Source organism: Enterobacter cloacae complex sp. IR53030, from assembly GCF_049238365.1.
Lineage (GTDB): Bacteria > Pseudomonadota > Gammaproteobacteria > Enterobacterales > Enterobacteriaceae > Enterobacter > Enterobacter kobei.
Genome location: NZ_JBMKHA010000017.1, coordinates 25,051 through 40,358, shown reverse-complemented (window position 1 = coordinate 40,358; position 15,308 = coordinate 25,051). Strand labels below are relative to the sequence as shown.

Here is a 15,308-nt window from a genome sequence, read left to right as displayed (position 1 = left end):
CGGTGCCTCCTGCAAAATCGAATACGTAATTATAAGTCGTCAAAGACATTTAACGCATCTGCGAGTTTCTTAACGCCAAAAACCTGCATCCCTTCGGGGATTTTTTTCGGCACGTTAGCGGCGGGCACAATCGCGCGGCGGAAGCCGTGTTTTGCCGCTTCGGAGATACGCTCCTGGCCGCTCGGCACCGGACGGATCTCTCCGGCCAGGCCAACCTCGCCAAACACCACCAGATCCTGCGGCAGCGGCCTGTCGCGCAGGCTGGAGACCATCGCCAGCAGCAACGCCAGGTCCGCGCTGGTTTCCGAGACCTTCACCCCGCCCACCACGTTCACGAAGACGTCCTGATCCGCCATCTGCAGACCACCGTGGCGGTGCAGCACCGCCAGCAGGATCGCCAGACGGTTCTGTTCCAGACCCACCGCCACGCGACGCGGGTTGCCCATCATCGAGTGATCCACCAGCGCCTGGATTTCAACCAGCAGCGGGCGCGTTCCTTCCCACAGCACCATGACCGAACTGCCGGAGGTGACTTCGTCGCCACGGCTCAGGAAGATGGCCGACGGGTTGCTGACCTCACGCAGCCCCTGCTCCGTCATGGCAAAAACACCTAATTCATTCACCGCGCCGAAACGGTTTTTATGGCTGCGCAGGGTGCGGAAGCGGGAATCCGCGTCGCCGTCGAGCATCACCGAGCAGTCGATACAGTGTTCGAGCACTTTTGGCCCGGCCAGGGAACCGTCTTTCGTCACATGGCCGACCATCACAATCGCCACGCCGCGCGTTTTGGCGAAGCGTGTCAGGTAGGCCGCGGTTTCGCGCACCTGCGCCACGCTGCCCGGCGAGGACTGAATGTCCGCCATGTGCATCACCTGAATGGAGTCGATCACCATCAGCTTCGGCTGCTCTTCTTCGGCGATCATGCAGATCTGCTCAATGCTGGTTTCCGACAGCATATTCAGGTTGCCGGTTGGCAGGCCCAGGCGGTGCGCACGCATCGCCACCTGCTGGAGTGATTCTTCCCCCGTGACGTACAGGGTTTTCATCTGCTCGGCGAGCTTGCAAAGCGTTTGCAGCAGCAGGGTCGATTTACCCGCCCCGGGGTTACCGCCGATCAGAATCGCACTGCCCGGCACCACGCCGCCGCCGAGCACGCGGTCAAACTCTTTGAACCCGGTGGAGAAGCGCGGTAGCGCTTCCAGGCTGATGTCTGAAAGCTTTTGCACCTTCGACACGCCTGCATTGCCCGCATAGCCGCTCAGGCGTTCATTGCGGGCCACACTCGGCGAAGCCGCCACACCACGCACTTCGGTGATGGTGTTCCAGGCATGACAGGCGCTGCATTGCCCCTGCCAGCGCGGATAATCCGCACCACATTCATTACAGACAAATGCGCGTTTTGGAGCTTTCGCCACGGTGTACCTCGTTATTTCTGTGCGGACTACGTGCCGGGTAGCGCTTACGCTTACCCGGCCTACAAAGCAGACCGTTATTTCTGATTAAGGCTGCCAGAAAGGATGCAGAACACCCCCATCAGGTCAGCATGACGGATAGTCACTTCCGTCTTTTCGTTCACTTTTGGCTTGGCATGGTAGGCAATGCCAAGACCAGCAGCTTTGATCATCGGCAGGTCGTTCGCGCCGTCCCCGATGGCGACGGTCTGGACCACCGGGATTTCATATTTTTCGGCCAGACGGGTCAGGGTGTTAGCTTTGTACTGCGCATCCACGATGTCGCCAATCACCTGTCCGGTCAGCTTGCCGTCCATAATTTCCAGTTCGTTGGCCACCACGGTGGTCAAATGCAGTTTCTCGCGCAGATAATCCGCGAAGAAGGTGAAGCCACCGGAGGCAATCGCCACCTTCCAGCCAAGGGACTGCAGCTTCAGCACCAGTTGCGTCAGTCCTGGCATCAGCGGCAGCACATCACGCACCTGGCGCAGGATGTTAGCATCGGCCCCTTTCAGGGTCGCCACGCGCTGTCTCAGGCTGGCGGTGAAATCCAGCTCGCCGCGCATCGCACGTTCAGTGACTTCCGCCACCAGCTCACCGCTGCCGGCCAGTTTAGCAATCTCGTCAATACACTCGATCTGAATAGCGGTGGAGTCCATGTCCATGACCAGCAGACCCGGCGTTTTCAGGTGCGGAATTTTACCGAGCGGGGCAACGTCCAGCCCTGCGTCATGCGCCAGACGCGTAGCACGCTGCGTCAGAGAACCCGCCAGGCGGATAACCTGGTAATCTTCTACGCACCAGGCGGCGACGATGACCATTGCCGCACCCAGTTTGGTTTGATACTGGGTCAGGCGTTGCTTATCCAGGCCGCGTCCATACAGCAGCCAGCCGCTACGGCCAGCGTGGTAATCCAGAGGCATCACCTCATCGCCACTTAACGAGAGCGGCAATCCTGGCCATAAAGAGACATCCGTTGGCAGGTCACACCAGGTAATGTTCGGCATCAAAGCTCCTGTAATTTCGTTCGCGCCGGAAGGTTCCAGAGGGAAAATAACGCATGAGGCTACCCTGTAACCATCACTTCTGGCAACATTAAGCCCTAAATTTTCAGCAGGTGGAATATGGCTCGCGCAAAACTGAAATTCCGGCTTCATCGCGCCGTGATTGTCCTTTCCTGTCTCGCACTGTTAGTGGCATTGATGCAAGGGGCATCGTGGTTTAGCCAGAATCATCAACGGCAGCGTAACCCGCAGTTTGAAGAGCTGGCCCGCACGCTGGCGCGTCAGGTGACCCTTAACGTCGCCCCCTATATGCGCACCGAGACGCCGGACGATAAGCGCATCGGCCAGATCCTGCGTCAGCTTACGGAAAACAGCCGCATTCTCGATGCGGGCGTGTACGATGAAAAAGGCGACCTGATTGCCCGCGCCGGTGAGCACGTCGACGTGCGCGACAGGCTGGCGCTGGACGGCAAAAAAGCCGGAGGCTATTTCAACCAGCAGCTCGTCGAACCTGTTCAGGGAAAAAATGGCCCGCTGGGCTATCTGCGCCTGACGCTCGACACTCATACCCTGCCGACCGAAGCCAAGCAGGTGGATAACACCACCAATATTCTGCGCCTGATGTTATTACTCTCACTGGCGATTGGCGTGGTGCTGGCGCGCACGCTGCTGCAGGGTAAGCGCACCCGATGGCAACAGTCGCCGTTCCTGCTGACCGCCAGCAAGTCGGTTCCGGAAGACGAAGAGAGCGAGAAGAAAGAATAGTGATAAAGTAGGCGGAGGATATAGAAAAGGAACTCTGCCATGACGACGTTACGCCTGCTTATCTCTGACTCTTACGATCCCTGGTTTAATCTCGCGGTGGAAGAGTGCATCTTCCGCCAGATGCCCGCCACCCAGCGCGTACTGTTTCTCTGGCGCAATGCCGACACGGTGGTGATTGGCCGCGCGCAAAACCCGTGGAAAGAGTGCAACACCCGCCGCATGGAAGAGGACCACGTCCGCCTGGCGCGCCGCAGCAGCGGCGGTGGAGCCGTGTTTCACGATCTGGGCAACACTTGCTTTACCTTTATGGCAGGCAAGCCGGAATACGACAAAAGCATCTCTACGTCGATTGTGCTGAACGCGCTGAATGCGCTCGGCGTAACCGCAGAGGCGTCAGGCCGGAACGATCTGGTCGTCAAGACCCCCGAGGGCGACCGGAAGGTCTCCGGCTCAGCCTATCGCGAAACAATGGATCGCGGGTTCCACCACGGCACTCTGCTGCTGAATGCCGATCTCAGCCGGCTGGCTAACTACCTCAATCCTGACAAGAAAAAGTTACAGGCTAAGGGCATTACCTCCGTACGCGGCCGCGTGGCGAATCTGGTGGAGCTTCTGCCGGGTATTACTCACGAGCAGATTTGCGACGCGATCCGTGAGGCCTTCTTTGCGCACTACGGCGAGCGTGTGGAGGCGGAAGTGATTTCGCCTAATAAAACGCCTGACCTGCCCAACTTCGCTGAAACCTTTGCCCGCCAGAGCAGCTGGGAGTGGAACTTCGGCCAGGCACCGGCGTTTTCACATCTGCTGGATGAACGTTTTACCTGGGGCGGCGTGGAGCTGCACTTTGACGTGGAGAAAGGTCATATTACCCGCACACAAATTTTTACGGATAGTCTCAACCCGGCACCGCTGGAAGCGTTGGCGTCACGCCTGCAGGGCTGTGTATACCGTCCCGATATGCTGCAACATGTGTGCGACGGGTTGCTTGAACATTATCCGGAACAAGAGCGGGAACTTCGGGAATTGTCGGCGTGGATCGCTCAGGCGATAAAATAATTCTCGCCCCCGGTTAAGACGAGAAAATAGTTTCCTCCGTTCTTATCCTGCCGGAATGTGTAAATACAACCGTGAATGTATTTACACATTTTAATAAAACTCAATTCAGAGATTAGAAATACTCATTACAGAAATAACAATAACCATTAATAGAATGCCTGCGCTTGCATTTCAGCAAGTTAATGACTTCACGGAAATTTATACATTTATTTTATTAATGGTTAAGGAATAACAATGAAAAAACTTCTTCTCGCAACGCTGATTGCGATGACCTCTTCGGCTGCATTCGCCGAAGGCAGCATCGTCATGAAGGTTCAGGGCAAGATGAACCATGCATCCTGTACGCCGGAACTCAGTAACGGCGGATCGATTGATTTTGGCACAATCGCGCTGGACCAGCTTTCTCCAACCCAGACCAACCAGATGGGTCATAAAGATATGTCTCTGACGATCAATTGCCCGTCAGCGACTAAAGTGGCATGGAGTATTGCTGATAACAAAGAAGATTCCAATGCGGCGACCTACCTGAACTCCAGCGAGTTTTACATTCGTGACGCCACAGACAATGGTGGGGACGTTTACGGTTCAGGTACCACCTACGGCGTAGGTACCACCGCTGCTGGCGATAAAATTGGCGCCTATGCAATCAGTACCCGTATCAATGAGATCACCGCTAACGGTGTGCCTGCTCAGGCGATCTTTGCGCCAAACTTCCTCAACAGCAAAGGCGAATATATGTGGCGTAACCTGGCCACCGGTGTGATTGCCAACGGTAACGCCGAGATCATGACCGCTACCAGACCAGGTTATACCGCACCGCTGGCCATCACCAGCGTTGTCTACCCGTTCAAAGTCTCTCTGGCCATTGTTAACACTGACCGTCTGACCACTACTGACGAAGCGCAGCTGAGCGGCGAAACCACCATCACTCTGGTTTATCTCTAACAGATAAAAACGCGTGACTCAACGGCGGATATTTCCGCCGTTTCTGCATAAAACATACGTTCAGAAATGTTTAATCGACATTATAAAATCTCAATACTGTCGTAAGAAAATCTAACTATTTAATGCGTTGATTCGTTAATAGAATCGGCCGCGACTCTTATGCCAGAAATTATCTTTTGGCAAGATTCATTTAAATTAAAAATATCCGAATTATCTCTTTCTATGGTTAAGGAATAACAATGAAAAAGTGCCTTCTCGCCACCGTTATCATGATGGCGGCGACAGCAGTTTATGCCGAACCTACTGCTATGTTAAAAGTTCACGGTACGCTGACCAGCGCAGGCTGCGTTCCTGAAATTAGCAACGGCGGCGTGGCCGATTTTGGCGAAGTGGGTCTGGACTCACTCTCCTCCGGTGTGGCTTATCAGGCTGGGCATAAAGATGTCACTCTGACCATCACATGTCAGTCTGCGACCCGCGTCGGCTGGACAATCAAAGATGACCGCAAAGACTCAAACGCGGGCGCACATAAAACGTCAAGCGAGTTCCATGTGGATAACGCTACCGCGAGCGGCGCGCAGGCATACGGCGATTACCAGCTCAACGGTGTCGGAAAAACCAGCGCTGGCGAAAGTATCGGTGCCTATTCAGTTTCAACTTACATGAACGCGGTCACTGCTGACGGTGCAACCGTTCAGCCTATCGCCGCAGCGATGTATACCGGCGGTACCATCAGCAGCAGAAGCTGGATCAACCTGTGGGCCACCGGCATCCTCACTAACGATGGTACCGACGTCATGACCGTTGCCAAAACCGGCGAACGCGCTCCGCTGGCCTTCACGACGGCGGCCTTCCCTCTGAAGATCGCGCTGGCGATTGCGCCAAGCAAAAATCTGACCCTGACTGACAGGACCGACCTGGACGGTCAGTCCACAATCACGCTGGTTTATCTGTAACCCGCATTCACGACGCTAAACTCCCCGCTCAGGCGGGGAGTTTTAACCCATTGTTCAATATCAATATTCATGGAAATAATTGTGAAAATTTCTCCTTTGGTCTGCGCTCTTTTTCTCACCCTTCCAGCGACAGTCTATGCTGCAGGCATGGTGCCAGAAACCACACTGCTGATGATTGATGAAGCCAACCACGGCGGTGTCATGAGTGTGAAAAACACGGACTCCATCCCCACCCTGCTTTATACCTCCATTAACGACATCGAGGGGGAGAATGGGGTCAAGCTCAACGTCACTCAGCCGGTTGTACGCCTTGAGCCAGGCCAGGAACAGCAGGTGCGCTTTATTCTTGAAACCAAAGAACCGCTGACCGTTGAACATTATAAACGCGTGATCTTTGAAGGCATTCCGCCTAAAACCAAAGATAAAAACGTTAAAGTCGGTATCAATCTTCGTCAGGATTTACCGGTGTTGATCCATCCTAAAAATCTTCCTGTTGTCACGGATGCATGGAAATTACTGACCTGGTCCGTCCAAGAGAAAGAGGTTCAGGTCCGTAATACCTCGCCGTACGTTGTACGTTTTTCCACATCAGTGACGCTACTGCCTTCCCACACCGAGGGAGTGGTTAATAAAACCTTTATCCTGCCGGGTGAGACCATGAAGGTGCAGACAAATACCCCGATCGGTAGCGGCGATAATGCCGTCGAGTTCAACCCTGCCAGTCGCTACGGGATTGAAGTGGACAAGTACACTGCCGCGCTTACACGCTGATATCACAGGGAATTTTTAGTGATACCGCGCGCTTTGCAAAACACGATGCGTCGAACAGCAGTGGCGGTCGCTTTTCTGCCGTCGTCGGCGCTGCATGCATCCGATCTGGATTTCAATACCGATATACTGGCCTCGCGGGGAATCAGTACTAATCTCGCCCATTACTTCTCTGATGCACAACGCTACCTGCCCGGCCAGCATGCCGTGCAGGTCAAAATTAACGGCGTTGAGAAGGGGAGCCTGGCCATTCGGGTTGGAGAAGAGGGGCAGCTTTGCATTGATGATGACTTCACCCGTGCAGCTGGCCTACTGCCATTGAATATCAGCGAAAAAGAGAAATGTCATAACCTGCTGAAAGATTACCCTTCCGCGACGGTAACGCTTCTACCGAATACCGAATCACTGGAGATTTTCGTTCCCGCAGAGGCAATGGACACTGGATTTTATGCCGCGAAATATTACTCGCACGGCGGTATTGCGGGCTTAATCAACTATAGCGCCTTCAGTAACATTAACGAGTACGGCTCGGGCGGGAGCAGCCGTTATGCCCAGGGAAATTTGGGGGCAGGCATTAATCTTGCGAACTGGACGCTGCGCAGCAATTTCATTTTGACGGATGACAACGGGACTCGCAGCACAGAGAACCTGTACACCTACGCTGAACACGTTTTTGAAGAGCGGAAAATGCGGGCGCAGGTTGGGCAGATCAACGTCAATTCGGCCCTGTTTAGCGGCGCGCAAATCACCGGCGTTCAGCTAATGCCTGAAACCGGCCTTCAGCCTAATATCCAGGCCACTGAGGTGTCGGGAATTGCCCGGACGAATCAGGCCCGCGTTGAAGTTCGCCAGTCGGGACAGCTGATCTACTCTTCCCTGGTCAACGCAGGCCCTTTCTCCCTGACGGACGTGCCCCTGGTGCGCGGAAATGTCGATCTTGACGTCAGCGTGGTGGAAACGGACGGTTCGACAACGCAATTTACCGTTCCCTCTTCCGCCCTCAATATACAGGGAAGTAATCGTGCCGAAGGGTTAAACCTCTCTCTCGGACGGGTTCGCGACAGCGGGGATGAGTCAAGTACGCCCTGGGTATTTACGCTCTCTGACGGAACGATGCTGAACACGCGCATGTCCGCCGTAGCCGCCGGCGTACTGGCAGAAAAATATCAGGCTACCGGTGCCAAACTCGACGTTTCTATCAACGAAAACTGGGCGATCTCACCGAGCTTTTTACTGAGCCAGTCCCACTTTTACGATCGACTGAAAGGCAGCAAGGCTGAACTTAGCAGCAATATCTTACTGCCCGCCCAGCTGACGATGGGGGTAAGTGCGTCCCAGTTCAGCGGCGGCTTCCGCGAACTCACGGAAGCCATGGATGAAGAGGCGCAGACCTACGAAAATAACTGGAACGCCAGCCTCACCTGGAACAATGAGTACATTGGCGCGATCTCAATGCAATACAGCGTGAATTCCGGTGATGAAAACAGCGGTGATTCACGCTATCTGATGGCTTCCTGGAGTAAAAGTCTCGGGCGTACCTCGCTGTCCGTAAACTGGCAGCATGCCATGAGCAATAGTGATACCCAGAACCAGAGCAGCACCAGCCGCGATGACGATCTGTTTTATGTCAGCCTGATCGTTCCTTTTGGCGAGGATCGCGTCAGTACCTACATGCGCGCTCAGGGGGAAAAACAAAATTATGGCGTTCAGGAAAGCGGCTCTATCGGTCAAAACCTTAACTACAACGTCTCTGCAGACCGCGATAATCAGGATAAGAGTAACGCCTTTAACGGCAATATCACCACCAATCTTCACTATACGCAGCTCGGTTTATCCGCTGGCCTGAATGACGGCAATCAGCATAACTACAGCGCATCCTTAAACGGTGGCGTAGCGCTGCATGGTCATGGCATGACGTTTTCGCCCTATCCGGTAAAAGAGACATTCGGCATCGCCCGGTTAAGCGAACCGGAAAGCGGTATTGAAATCACCACCCCCGATGGAACCGTCTGGACAGATCGCTGGGGACAGGCCGTGGTTCCCGGACTTCGGGAATGGCAAAAATCGCAAATAGTGATTAATGCCAGCTCGTTACCACAGGGAATGGATTTATCAAACGGTATTCAGACCGTCTCCGCCGCGTATGGCTCTTTTGCGCTGATCGATTTCAACGTGCTGAATACGCGTCGCGTCATGCTGGACGTCAAGCGAGTCAACGGGTCATGGCTGGAAAAAGGGCTGAGCGTGGTGGATCAGGACGGTAACTATATTGTCAGCGTAATGGATAACGGCAGCGTATTTATTCCCGATGCGTCGGATACGCCTGCGCTTTATGTGGTGGACGACGATTTAACCAAACTCTGCCAGATCGCTTACACCCTGAAAGACGAAAAAGATAAAGACGCCTATTACGAAAAAGCAGAAGGAGTTTGCCAGTGAAAATAGTTAACGCAGTGCTCATCGGTGCAGCATCACTTTTTTCGTCTTATGTCGTGGCCGAAGCGTGTCAAATTACGCTGTCGCAACCGAACGTCTCCTTTGGCAGATTCAAACAGGATGACATTATCGCCTCGCGTAAAAACTGGAACCGCATGCCGGGCAAAGAGGTCACCGCCACGGTTTTTTGCCCGCAGCCAAGGGTGATGGCGCTTTTTCTGCAATCCACGTCCGGCAGCAACGGGGGCGTTCTGTTTGGTCAGAAGAGCCGACTGGCGCTGGTTGCCAGCAATATTCTGGTCGATGGTCATCACTATAATCTGGTCAGGACCTCTGACCGGGTATTGTTCACCTCTGCGGAAACCCCCAAGGAAAAAGTCTTTCTGAGGAATAATGACGGCATTCTTGCATATCAAAATGGCCTGCCGGTGCGTGGCAAACAAATGAGTGTGACGATAAAAATTATACCTGTCATTAATGACGTTCAGCTGCGCGGCATTTCCGATAATACCGAGCTGGAAAGCGCACTCGCCTGGGAGCTATTAACGACAGAGTAACGCATTCACCGCCGAATAGATTATTCGGGTGAAGAGAAAAGAAGAAAAATAAAGGCAAAACACGTGGATTCGTCCATTTATTTTAACGATATATCTATGTTAAGGAATAACCATGAAAAAGAGTCTCCTTGCCGCTGCGCTGGCGCTGACAGCGACCTGTGCTCATGCGGGAGATACGGCAGTGCTGAAAGTGAAAGCCTCACTGACCAGCAACTCCTGTACGCCGGAACTCAGCAACGATGGCGTGATTGACTTCGGTACCGTTCAGGTTGGCGATCTCTCGCAAACCCAGACCACGCAGTTAGGTGAAAAGGGTCTGACGCTGACTATCACCTGCCCTACCCCTACCAAAGTGGGCTGGAGTATTGCCGACAACCGTACGGATTCGAACGCCAGCACCGGAACCGACTCAAACCTGAAGGTGCAGAACGCCACGTCAAACGGCGGCGAACTGCGCGGCAGCATGACGACCTTTGGCCTTGGCAAAACGCACGATGGCAAGAATATCGGTGCCTATTCCATCTATACCAGCACGGGTGAAGTGACGGCAAACGGGGCGACGGTTGAACCGATTCGTACGGCAGTCACTGCTGGTGTGGGCATGAGTCGCTGGCAAAAAGCCAATGGTGGCACTATCGCCAATAAGGATCTGGGCTTAATGAGCGTCGCCTCTGCGGGCAAAACGGCTCCGATGGCGGTGACCAGCGTCTCTTTCCCGCTGAACATCTCGCTGGCAGTGGAAAACCTGAAGAAACTGTCTCTGACAGAAGATACCGAGTTTGATGGTCAGGCCACCATCAGCGTGGTGTACCTGTAAGTCACAGAAACCGGGCGGCTTTCGCCGCCCGGCAGCACAACATTACTCTTTATCGCCCAGCAGAACGGATTCCAGCGCGATTTTGATCATGTCGTTGAAGGTGGTCTGACGTTCAGCAGCGGTCGTCTGCTCGTGGGTACGGATATGGTCAGAGACGGTGCAGATGGTCAGCGCTTTCGCACCGAATTCTGCCGCTACGCCGTAGATACCCGCCGCTTCCATCTCCACGCCGAGGATGCCGTACTTCTCCATCACGTCGAACATTTCACCGTCCGGGGAGTAGAACAGGTCGGCAGAGAAGAGGTTGCCTACGCGCGCGTCAACGCCCAGCGCTTTGGCCGCGTCCACCGCGTTACGCACCATGTCGAAGTCAGCAATCGCCGCGAAGTCATGATCCTTAAAGCGAATACGGTTCACTTTAGAATCTGTGCATGCGCCCATGCCGATAACCACATCACGCAGCTTAACATCCATGCGCACCGCGCCGCAGGATCCCACGCGGATGATTTTCTTCACGCCGAAATCAGTGATCAGCTCTTTGGTGTAGATAGAGCAGGATGGGATACCCATACCGTGGCCCATCACGGAGATTTTGCGGCCTTTATAGGTACCGGTGAAACCCAGCATGCCGCGCACGTTGTTCACTTCACGCACGTCTTCGAGGAAAGTTTCTGCAATGTGCTTCGCGCGCAGCGGGTCGCCCGGCATCAATACGACGTCAGCGAAATCACCCATTTCTGCGTTAATGTGAGGAGTTGCCATCTTCAGTTCCTTTTACATTGTTGTTTTTGCCGGGTGGCGGCTACGCCTTACCCGGCCTACAAAACCGTAGGCCCGGAAAGCGAAGCGCCACCGGGCAATGACCTCAGAACATAGCCTTGCCATATTCCATGTCTGACGTACCAAAGTACTTCGCGAGGGTCTGGCCGATGTCTGCGAAGGTTTCACGGTGTCCCAGTGAACCTGGTTTGACTTTCGGTCCGTACACCAGCACCGGAATGTGCTCACGGGTGTGGTCGGTACCGGTCCAGGTTGGGTCACAGCCGTGGTCGGCAGTCAGGATCAGAATGTCATCTTCACCCACCAGCTCCATCAGCTCTGGCAGACGGCGGTCGAACAGTTCCAGACCGGCAGCATAGCCCGCGACGTCACGACGGTGCCCCCAGGAAGAGTCGAAGTCCACGAAGTTGGTGAAGACAATGGTCTTATCGCCCGCTTCTTTCATCTCTTTGATGGTGGCATCGAACAGCGCATCCAGACCGGTGGCTTTCACTTTTTTGGTGATGCCGCAGTTAGCGTAGATGTCTGCGATTTTACCCACGGACACCACGTGACCGTCTTTCTCGTCGACCAGTTTCTGCAGCACGGTAGGGGCCGGTGGCTCAACGGCCAGGTCGTGACGGTTACCGGTACGCTGGAAGTTACCTGCTTTATCGCCGATAAACGGACGGGCGATAACGCGACCAATGTTGTAGCCGCCTTCGGTCAGCTCTTCGCGGGCGATTTCACACAGCTCGTAGAGTTTATCCAGGCCAAACGTCTCTTCGTGGCAGGCAATCTGGAAAACGGAGTCAGCGGAGGTGTAGAAAATCGGCTTGCCGGTTTTCATGTGCTCTTCGCCAAGCTGGTCCAGAATCACGGTGCCGGAAGAGTGGCAGTTACCGAGGTAGCCCGGCAGGTTGGCACGCTTCACCAGCTTATCGAGCAGCTCCTGCGGGAAGCTGTTCTCGTGATCGGAGAAATAACCCCAGTCGAAGAGGACCGGCACACCGGCGATTTCCCAATGGCCAGACGGGGTATCTTTACCGGAAGAGAGCTCGTGAGCCCAGGCGTAGGCGCCCACCACTTCCGCGTTGCCGTCCATACCGGCTGCGATTTTACCGGTAGAACCTTCATGCGCTTTCACCAGACCGAGGCGGGTCAGGTTTGGCAGGGTCAGAGGGCCTTTACGACCGTTGTCCGCTTCGCCTTTCGCACAGGCTTCCGCGATGTGACCCATGGTATCGGAACCCACGTCACCAAAACGTTCTGCATCTTCGGTTGCGCCGATGCCGAATGAGTCCAGCACCATAATAAATGCACGTTTCATAATTGTTCTCCGTACGTAGTGCTTCATAAAAATTCGATCAGATCAGTATACCGCTATTCGGTGATACGGCGATAGACCGAAGGTGAGCTTTCTGGCGCTTTATCAGCAAGCGTAATGGCCGCTTTCACCGCCTTCGCCGCGTCCTGCCAGCTGGCTTCGTCTTTGGCGTGGATCACCGCCAGCGGACGTTGGCCATCAACGCTGTCGCCCAGACGGGCCATATCGGTAAAGCCGACGCTGTAATCAATGGTGTCTGACGCCTGACGACGACCGCCGCCCATCGAGACCACCGCCATACCCAGCGCACGGGTGTCCATTGCTGAGACAAAGCCCTCGCTGTCGGCATATACGGCTTTGCTGAGCGTCGCGGTTGGCAGGTATTTGGCGTAATTCTCAACGAAGTCGGTCGGGCCTTTTTGTGCGGCGACCATACGGCCAAAGATCTCTGCCGCTTTGCCGTTGTCCAGCACGGCCTGCAGTTTCGCGCGGGCTTCCGCCTCGTCTTTCGCCAGCTTGCCGGAGATCAGCATCTCTACACACAGCGCCATGGTCACGTCGAACAGGCGCGGGTTGCGGTATTCCCCCGTCAGGAACTGGACGGCTTCACGCACTTCGACCGCGTTACCGGCGCTGGAGGCCAGTACCTGGTTCATGTCAGTGAGCAGCGCGGTGGTGCGCACGCCTGCGCCGTTGGAGACGCCAACGATCGCTTCGGCGAGCTGGGCAGAAAGTTCATAGGTCGGCATAAAGGCACCGCTGCCCACCTTCACGTCCATCACCAGCGCGTCCAGCCCTTCTGCCAGCTTTTTCGCCAGAATAGAGGCGGTGATCAACGGAATGGAGTCAACGGTGGCGGTGATGTCGCGGGTCGCGTAGAAACGCTTGTCTGCCGGGGCAAGAGAGCTGGTCTGGCCGATAATTGCCACACCCACGTCTTTAATAATGTCGCGGAAGCGGTTGTCATCCGGGAAGATATCGAAGCCCGGAATGGCTTCCAGTTTGTCGAGCGTACCGCCGGTGTGGCCCAGACCGCGCCCGGAAATCATCGGGATGTAACCGCCACAGGCGGCCACCATAGGGCCCAGCATCAGGGAGGTCACGTCACCCACACCGCCGGTGGAGTGTTTGTCCACAATCGGGCCGTTAAGGTTAAGGCTTTTCCAGTCCAGAACGGTTCCTGAATCTCGCATCGCCATGGTCAGCGACACGCGCTCGGGCATCGACATATCGTGGAAGAAAATGGTCATCGCCAGAGCCGCAATCTGCCCTTCAGAGACGGTGTTATCACGAATGCCATTGATAAAGAAGCGGATCTCTTCGTCGCTTAATGCATGACCATCACGTTTTTTACGAATAATTTCTTGTGCGAGAAACACGGTAACCTCCATGCGGAATCGGGGGAATTGTGGCGGGTGGCGCTACGCTTACCCGCCCTACGACCCTGTAGGCCGGATAAGCAAAGCGTCATCCGGCATTGTCTGGCAATCAGTAGCTGCTTGCGCTCTTACCGTCGCCATGACCCAGCGCTTTCAGCAGGCTTGCCAGCAGGCTGGACGCACCGAAGCGGTAGTGACGGGAATCGGCCCAGTCGGCGCCGAACAGCTCGTCGGCAATCGCCAGGAACTGCTGCGCGTCTTCGGCAGTACGCACGCCGCCCGCAGGTTTGAAACCAACGGTTTTGGACACGCCCATATCGCGAATGACTTCCATCATGATGCGCGCGCTTTCCGGGGTCGCATTCACCGGTACTTTACCGGTGGAGGTTTTAATGAAATCCGCACCGGCTTTGATGGAGATTTCAGACGCTTTACGAATAAGCGCTTCTTCTTTCAGCTCGCCGGTTTCGATGATCACTTTCAGCAGCACGTTTGCCGCCGCGCACGCGTCTTTACAGGCTTTCACCAGGTCGAAGCCAACCTGCTCGTTACCGGCGATCAGCGCGCGGTACGGGAATACCACGTCAACTTCGTCTGCACCGTAAGCAATGGCCGCGCGGGTTTCTGCCAGCGCAATCTCGATATCGTCGTTGCCGTGCGGGAAGTTAGTTACGGTTGCAATGCGCACATCCGGCGTGCCCTGCTCTTTCAGCGTTTTGCGGGCAATCGGAATAAAGCGCGGGTAGATACAGATGGCTGCGGTGTTACCCACTGGCGTTTTCGCCTGATGGCACAGGGCGATGACTTTCTCATTGGTGTCGTCATCGTTCAGGGTAGTCAGGTCCATCAGTTTCAACGCGCGCAGGCTGCTTGCAGTTAAATCGGTCATAACATTCTCCAACGGCAGTGCCGTATCAATTTTACCTTGCGGGTCTGTGAGTATTTTAACATCCACCCGCATCCACACTTCGACATTCATCACAGTTAATGAAAACTGCGTACAAATTTGCATTACTGTAATGAGATCTTCTTCAAACTTTAGCGCACTTATTGCTGACTAAAGCCGCGATACCCCCTGTGGGATCAAA

The 15,308-nt window shown here is 54.9% G+C and carries 14 protein-coding genes; 8 read left to right on the top strand and 6 right to left on the bottom strand.

Annotation, left to right across the window (positions count from 1 at the left end; all coding sequences use genetic code 11):
- Positions 1-29: 29 nt before the first annotated feature.
- Complete coding sequence (radA, locus tag ACOTXR_RS17075; RefSeq protein WP_014882467.1) at positions 30-1,415, bottom strand: DNA repair protein RadA; 1,386 nt, start codon at positions 1,413-1,415, stop codon at positions 30-32.
- Positions 1,416-1,489: 74 nt separating this feature from the next.
- On the bottom strand, positions 1,490-2,458 hold the full coding sequence (serB, locus tag ACOTXR_RS17070) for a phosphoserine phosphatase (RefSeq protein ID WP_008502066.1): 969 nt from the start codon (positions 2,456-2,458) through the stop codon (positions 1,490-1,492).
- A gap of 117 nt (positions 2,459-2,575) precedes the next feature.
- On the opposite strand from serB, the gene ACOTXR_RS17065 reads away from it, so the two are divergent.
- The 8 genes from ACOTXR_RS17065 to ACOTXR_RS17030 all read left to right on the top strand — a co-directional run bounded on the left by ACOTXR_RS17065 (position 2,576) and on the right by ACOTXR_RS17030 (position 10,755).
- A complete protein-coding gene (locus tag ACOTXR_RS17065) occupies positions 2,576-3,220 on the top strand; it encodes a YtjB family periplasmic protein (protein ID WP_014882466.1) in 645 nt (214 codons plus the stop codon).
- A 39-nt stretch (positions 3,221-3,259) separates the two neighbouring features.
- Positions 3,260-4,276 carry a lipoate--protein ligase LplA gene (gene lplA, locus ACOTXR_RS17060; protein WP_045134344.1) on the top strand — a complete coding sequence of 339 codons (1,017 nt, stop codon included), beginning with the start codon at positions 3,260-3,262 and terminating at the stop codon, positions 4,274-4,276.
- Positions 4,277-4,510: 234 nt separating this feature from the next.
- A complete protein-coding gene (locus ACOTXR_RS17055) occupies positions 4,511-5,221 on the top strand; it encodes a DUF1120 domain-containing protein (protein ID WP_014882464.1) in 711 nt (236 codons plus the stop codon).
- A 239-nt stretch (positions 5,222-5,460) separates the two neighbouring features.
- Positions 5,461-6,177, top strand: coding sequence for a DUF1120 domain-containing protein (locus ACOTXR_RS17050; protein WP_045269572.1), 717 nt, complete (start codon positions 5,461-5,463; stop codon positions 6,175-6,177).
- Positions 6,178-6,246: 69 nt separating this feature from the next.
- Positions 6,247-6,948: a fimbria/pilus chaperone family protein gene (locus ACOTXR_RS17045; RefSeq protein ID WP_058690250.1), complete on the top strand. Its 702-nt coding sequence runs from the start codon at positions 6,247-6,249 to the stop codon at positions 6,946-6,948.
- Between the two features lie 45 nt (positions 6,949-6,993).
- Entirely contained in the window at positions 6,994-9,384 is a 2,391-nt protein-coding gene (locus ACOTXR_RS17040) for a fimbrial biogenesis usher protein (RefSeq protein WP_058690251.1), read from the top strand.
- A complete protein-coding gene (locus tag ACOTXR_RS17035; protein WP_058690252.1) occupies positions 9,381-9,938 on the top strand; it encodes a hypothetical protein in 558 nt (185 codons plus the stop codon). The genes ACOTXR_RS17040 and ACOTXR_RS17035 overlap by 4 nt, the downstream gene beginning before the upstream one ends.
- Positions 9,939-10,050: 112 nt before the next feature.
- A complete protein-coding gene (locus ACOTXR_RS17030) occupies positions 10,051-10,755 on the top strand; it encodes a DUF1120 domain-containing protein (protein ID WP_023332037.1) in 705 nt (234 codons plus the stop codon).
- Between the two features lie 42 nt (positions 10,756-10,797).
- Here ACOTXR_RS17030 and deoD read toward each other — a convergent pair whose 3' ends face one another.
- The 4 genes from deoD to deoC all read right to left on the bottom strand — a co-directional run bounded on the left by deoD (position 10,798) and on the right by deoC (position 15,109).
- Positions 10,798-11,517 carry a purine-nucleoside phosphorylase gene (gene deoD / locus ACOTXR_RS17025; RefSeq protein WP_014882458.1) on the bottom strand — a complete coding sequence of 240 codons (720 nt, stop codon included), beginning with the start codon at positions 11,515-11,517 and terminating at the stop codon, positions 10,798-10,800.
- A 103-nt stretch (positions 11,518-11,620) separates the two neighbouring features.
- The gene (gene deoB / locus ACOTXR_RS17020; protein ID WP_014882457.1) at positions 11,621-12,844 is read right to left on the bottom strand and encodes a phosphopentomutase; all 1,224 of its coding nucleotides are present in this window, start codon (positions 12,842-12,844) and stop codon (positions 11,621-11,623) included.
- Positions 12,845-12,897: 53 nt separating this feature from the next.
- Positions 12,898-14,220: a thymidine phosphorylase gene (gene deoA, locus ACOTXR_RS17015; protein WP_023332036.1), complete on the bottom strand. Its 1,323-nt coding sequence runs from the start codon at positions 14,218-14,220 to the stop codon at positions 12,898-12,900.
- Positions 14,221-14,329: 109 nt separating this feature from the next.
- Positions 14,330-15,109, bottom strand: a complete 780-nt coding sequence (deoC, locus tag ACOTXR_RS17010) for a deoxyribose-phosphate aldolase (RefSeq protein WP_023310320.1) — start codon at positions 15,107-15,109, stop codon at positions 14,330-14,332.
- Positions 15,110-15,308: the final 199 nt, after the last annotated feature.

Coding starts and splice junctions, on each gene's coding strand:
- ACOTXR_RS17065 (WP_014882466.1), top strand. CDS start 2,576: ATGGCTCGCGCAAAACTGAAATTCCGGCTTCATCGCGCCGTGATTGTC.
- ACOTXR_RS17055 (WP_014882464.1), top strand. CDS start 4,511: ATGAAAAAACTTCTTCTCGCAACGCTGATTGCGATGACCTCTTCGGCT.
- deoB (WP_014882457.1), bottom strand. CDS start 12,844: ATGAAACGTGCATTTATTATGGTGCTGGACTCATTCGGCATCGGCGCA.
- ACOTXR_RS17040 (WP_058690251.1), top strand. CDS start 6,994: ATGCGTCGAACAGCAGTGGCGGTCGCTTTTCTGCCGTCGTCGGCGCTG.
- lplA (WP_045134344.1), top strand. CDS start 3,260: ATGACGACGTTACGCCTGCTTATCTCTGACTCTTACGATCCCTGGTTT.
- deoC (WP_023310320.1), bottom strand. CDS start 15,109: ATGACCGATTTAACTGCAAGCAGCCTGCGCGCGTTGAAACTGATGGAC.
- serB (WP_008502066.1), bottom strand. CDS start 2,458: ATGCCGAACATTACCTGGTGTGACCTGCCAACGGATGTCTCTTTATGG.
- ACOTXR_RS17030 (WP_023332037.1), top strand. CDS start 10,051: ATGAAAAAGAGTCTCCTTGCCGCTGCGCTGGCGCTGACAGCGACCTGT.
- ACOTXR_RS17050 (WP_045269572.1), top strand. CDS start 5,461: ATGAAAAAGTGCCTTCTCGCCACCGTTATCATGATGGCGGCGACAGCA.
- deoD (WP_014882458.1), bottom strand. CDS start 11,517: ATGGCAACTCCTCACATTAACGCAGAAATGGGTGATTTCGCTGACGTC.
- ACOTXR_RS17045 (WP_058690250.1), top strand. CDS start 6,247: ATGGAAATAATTGTGAAAATTTCTCCTTTGGTCTGCGCTCTTTTTCTC.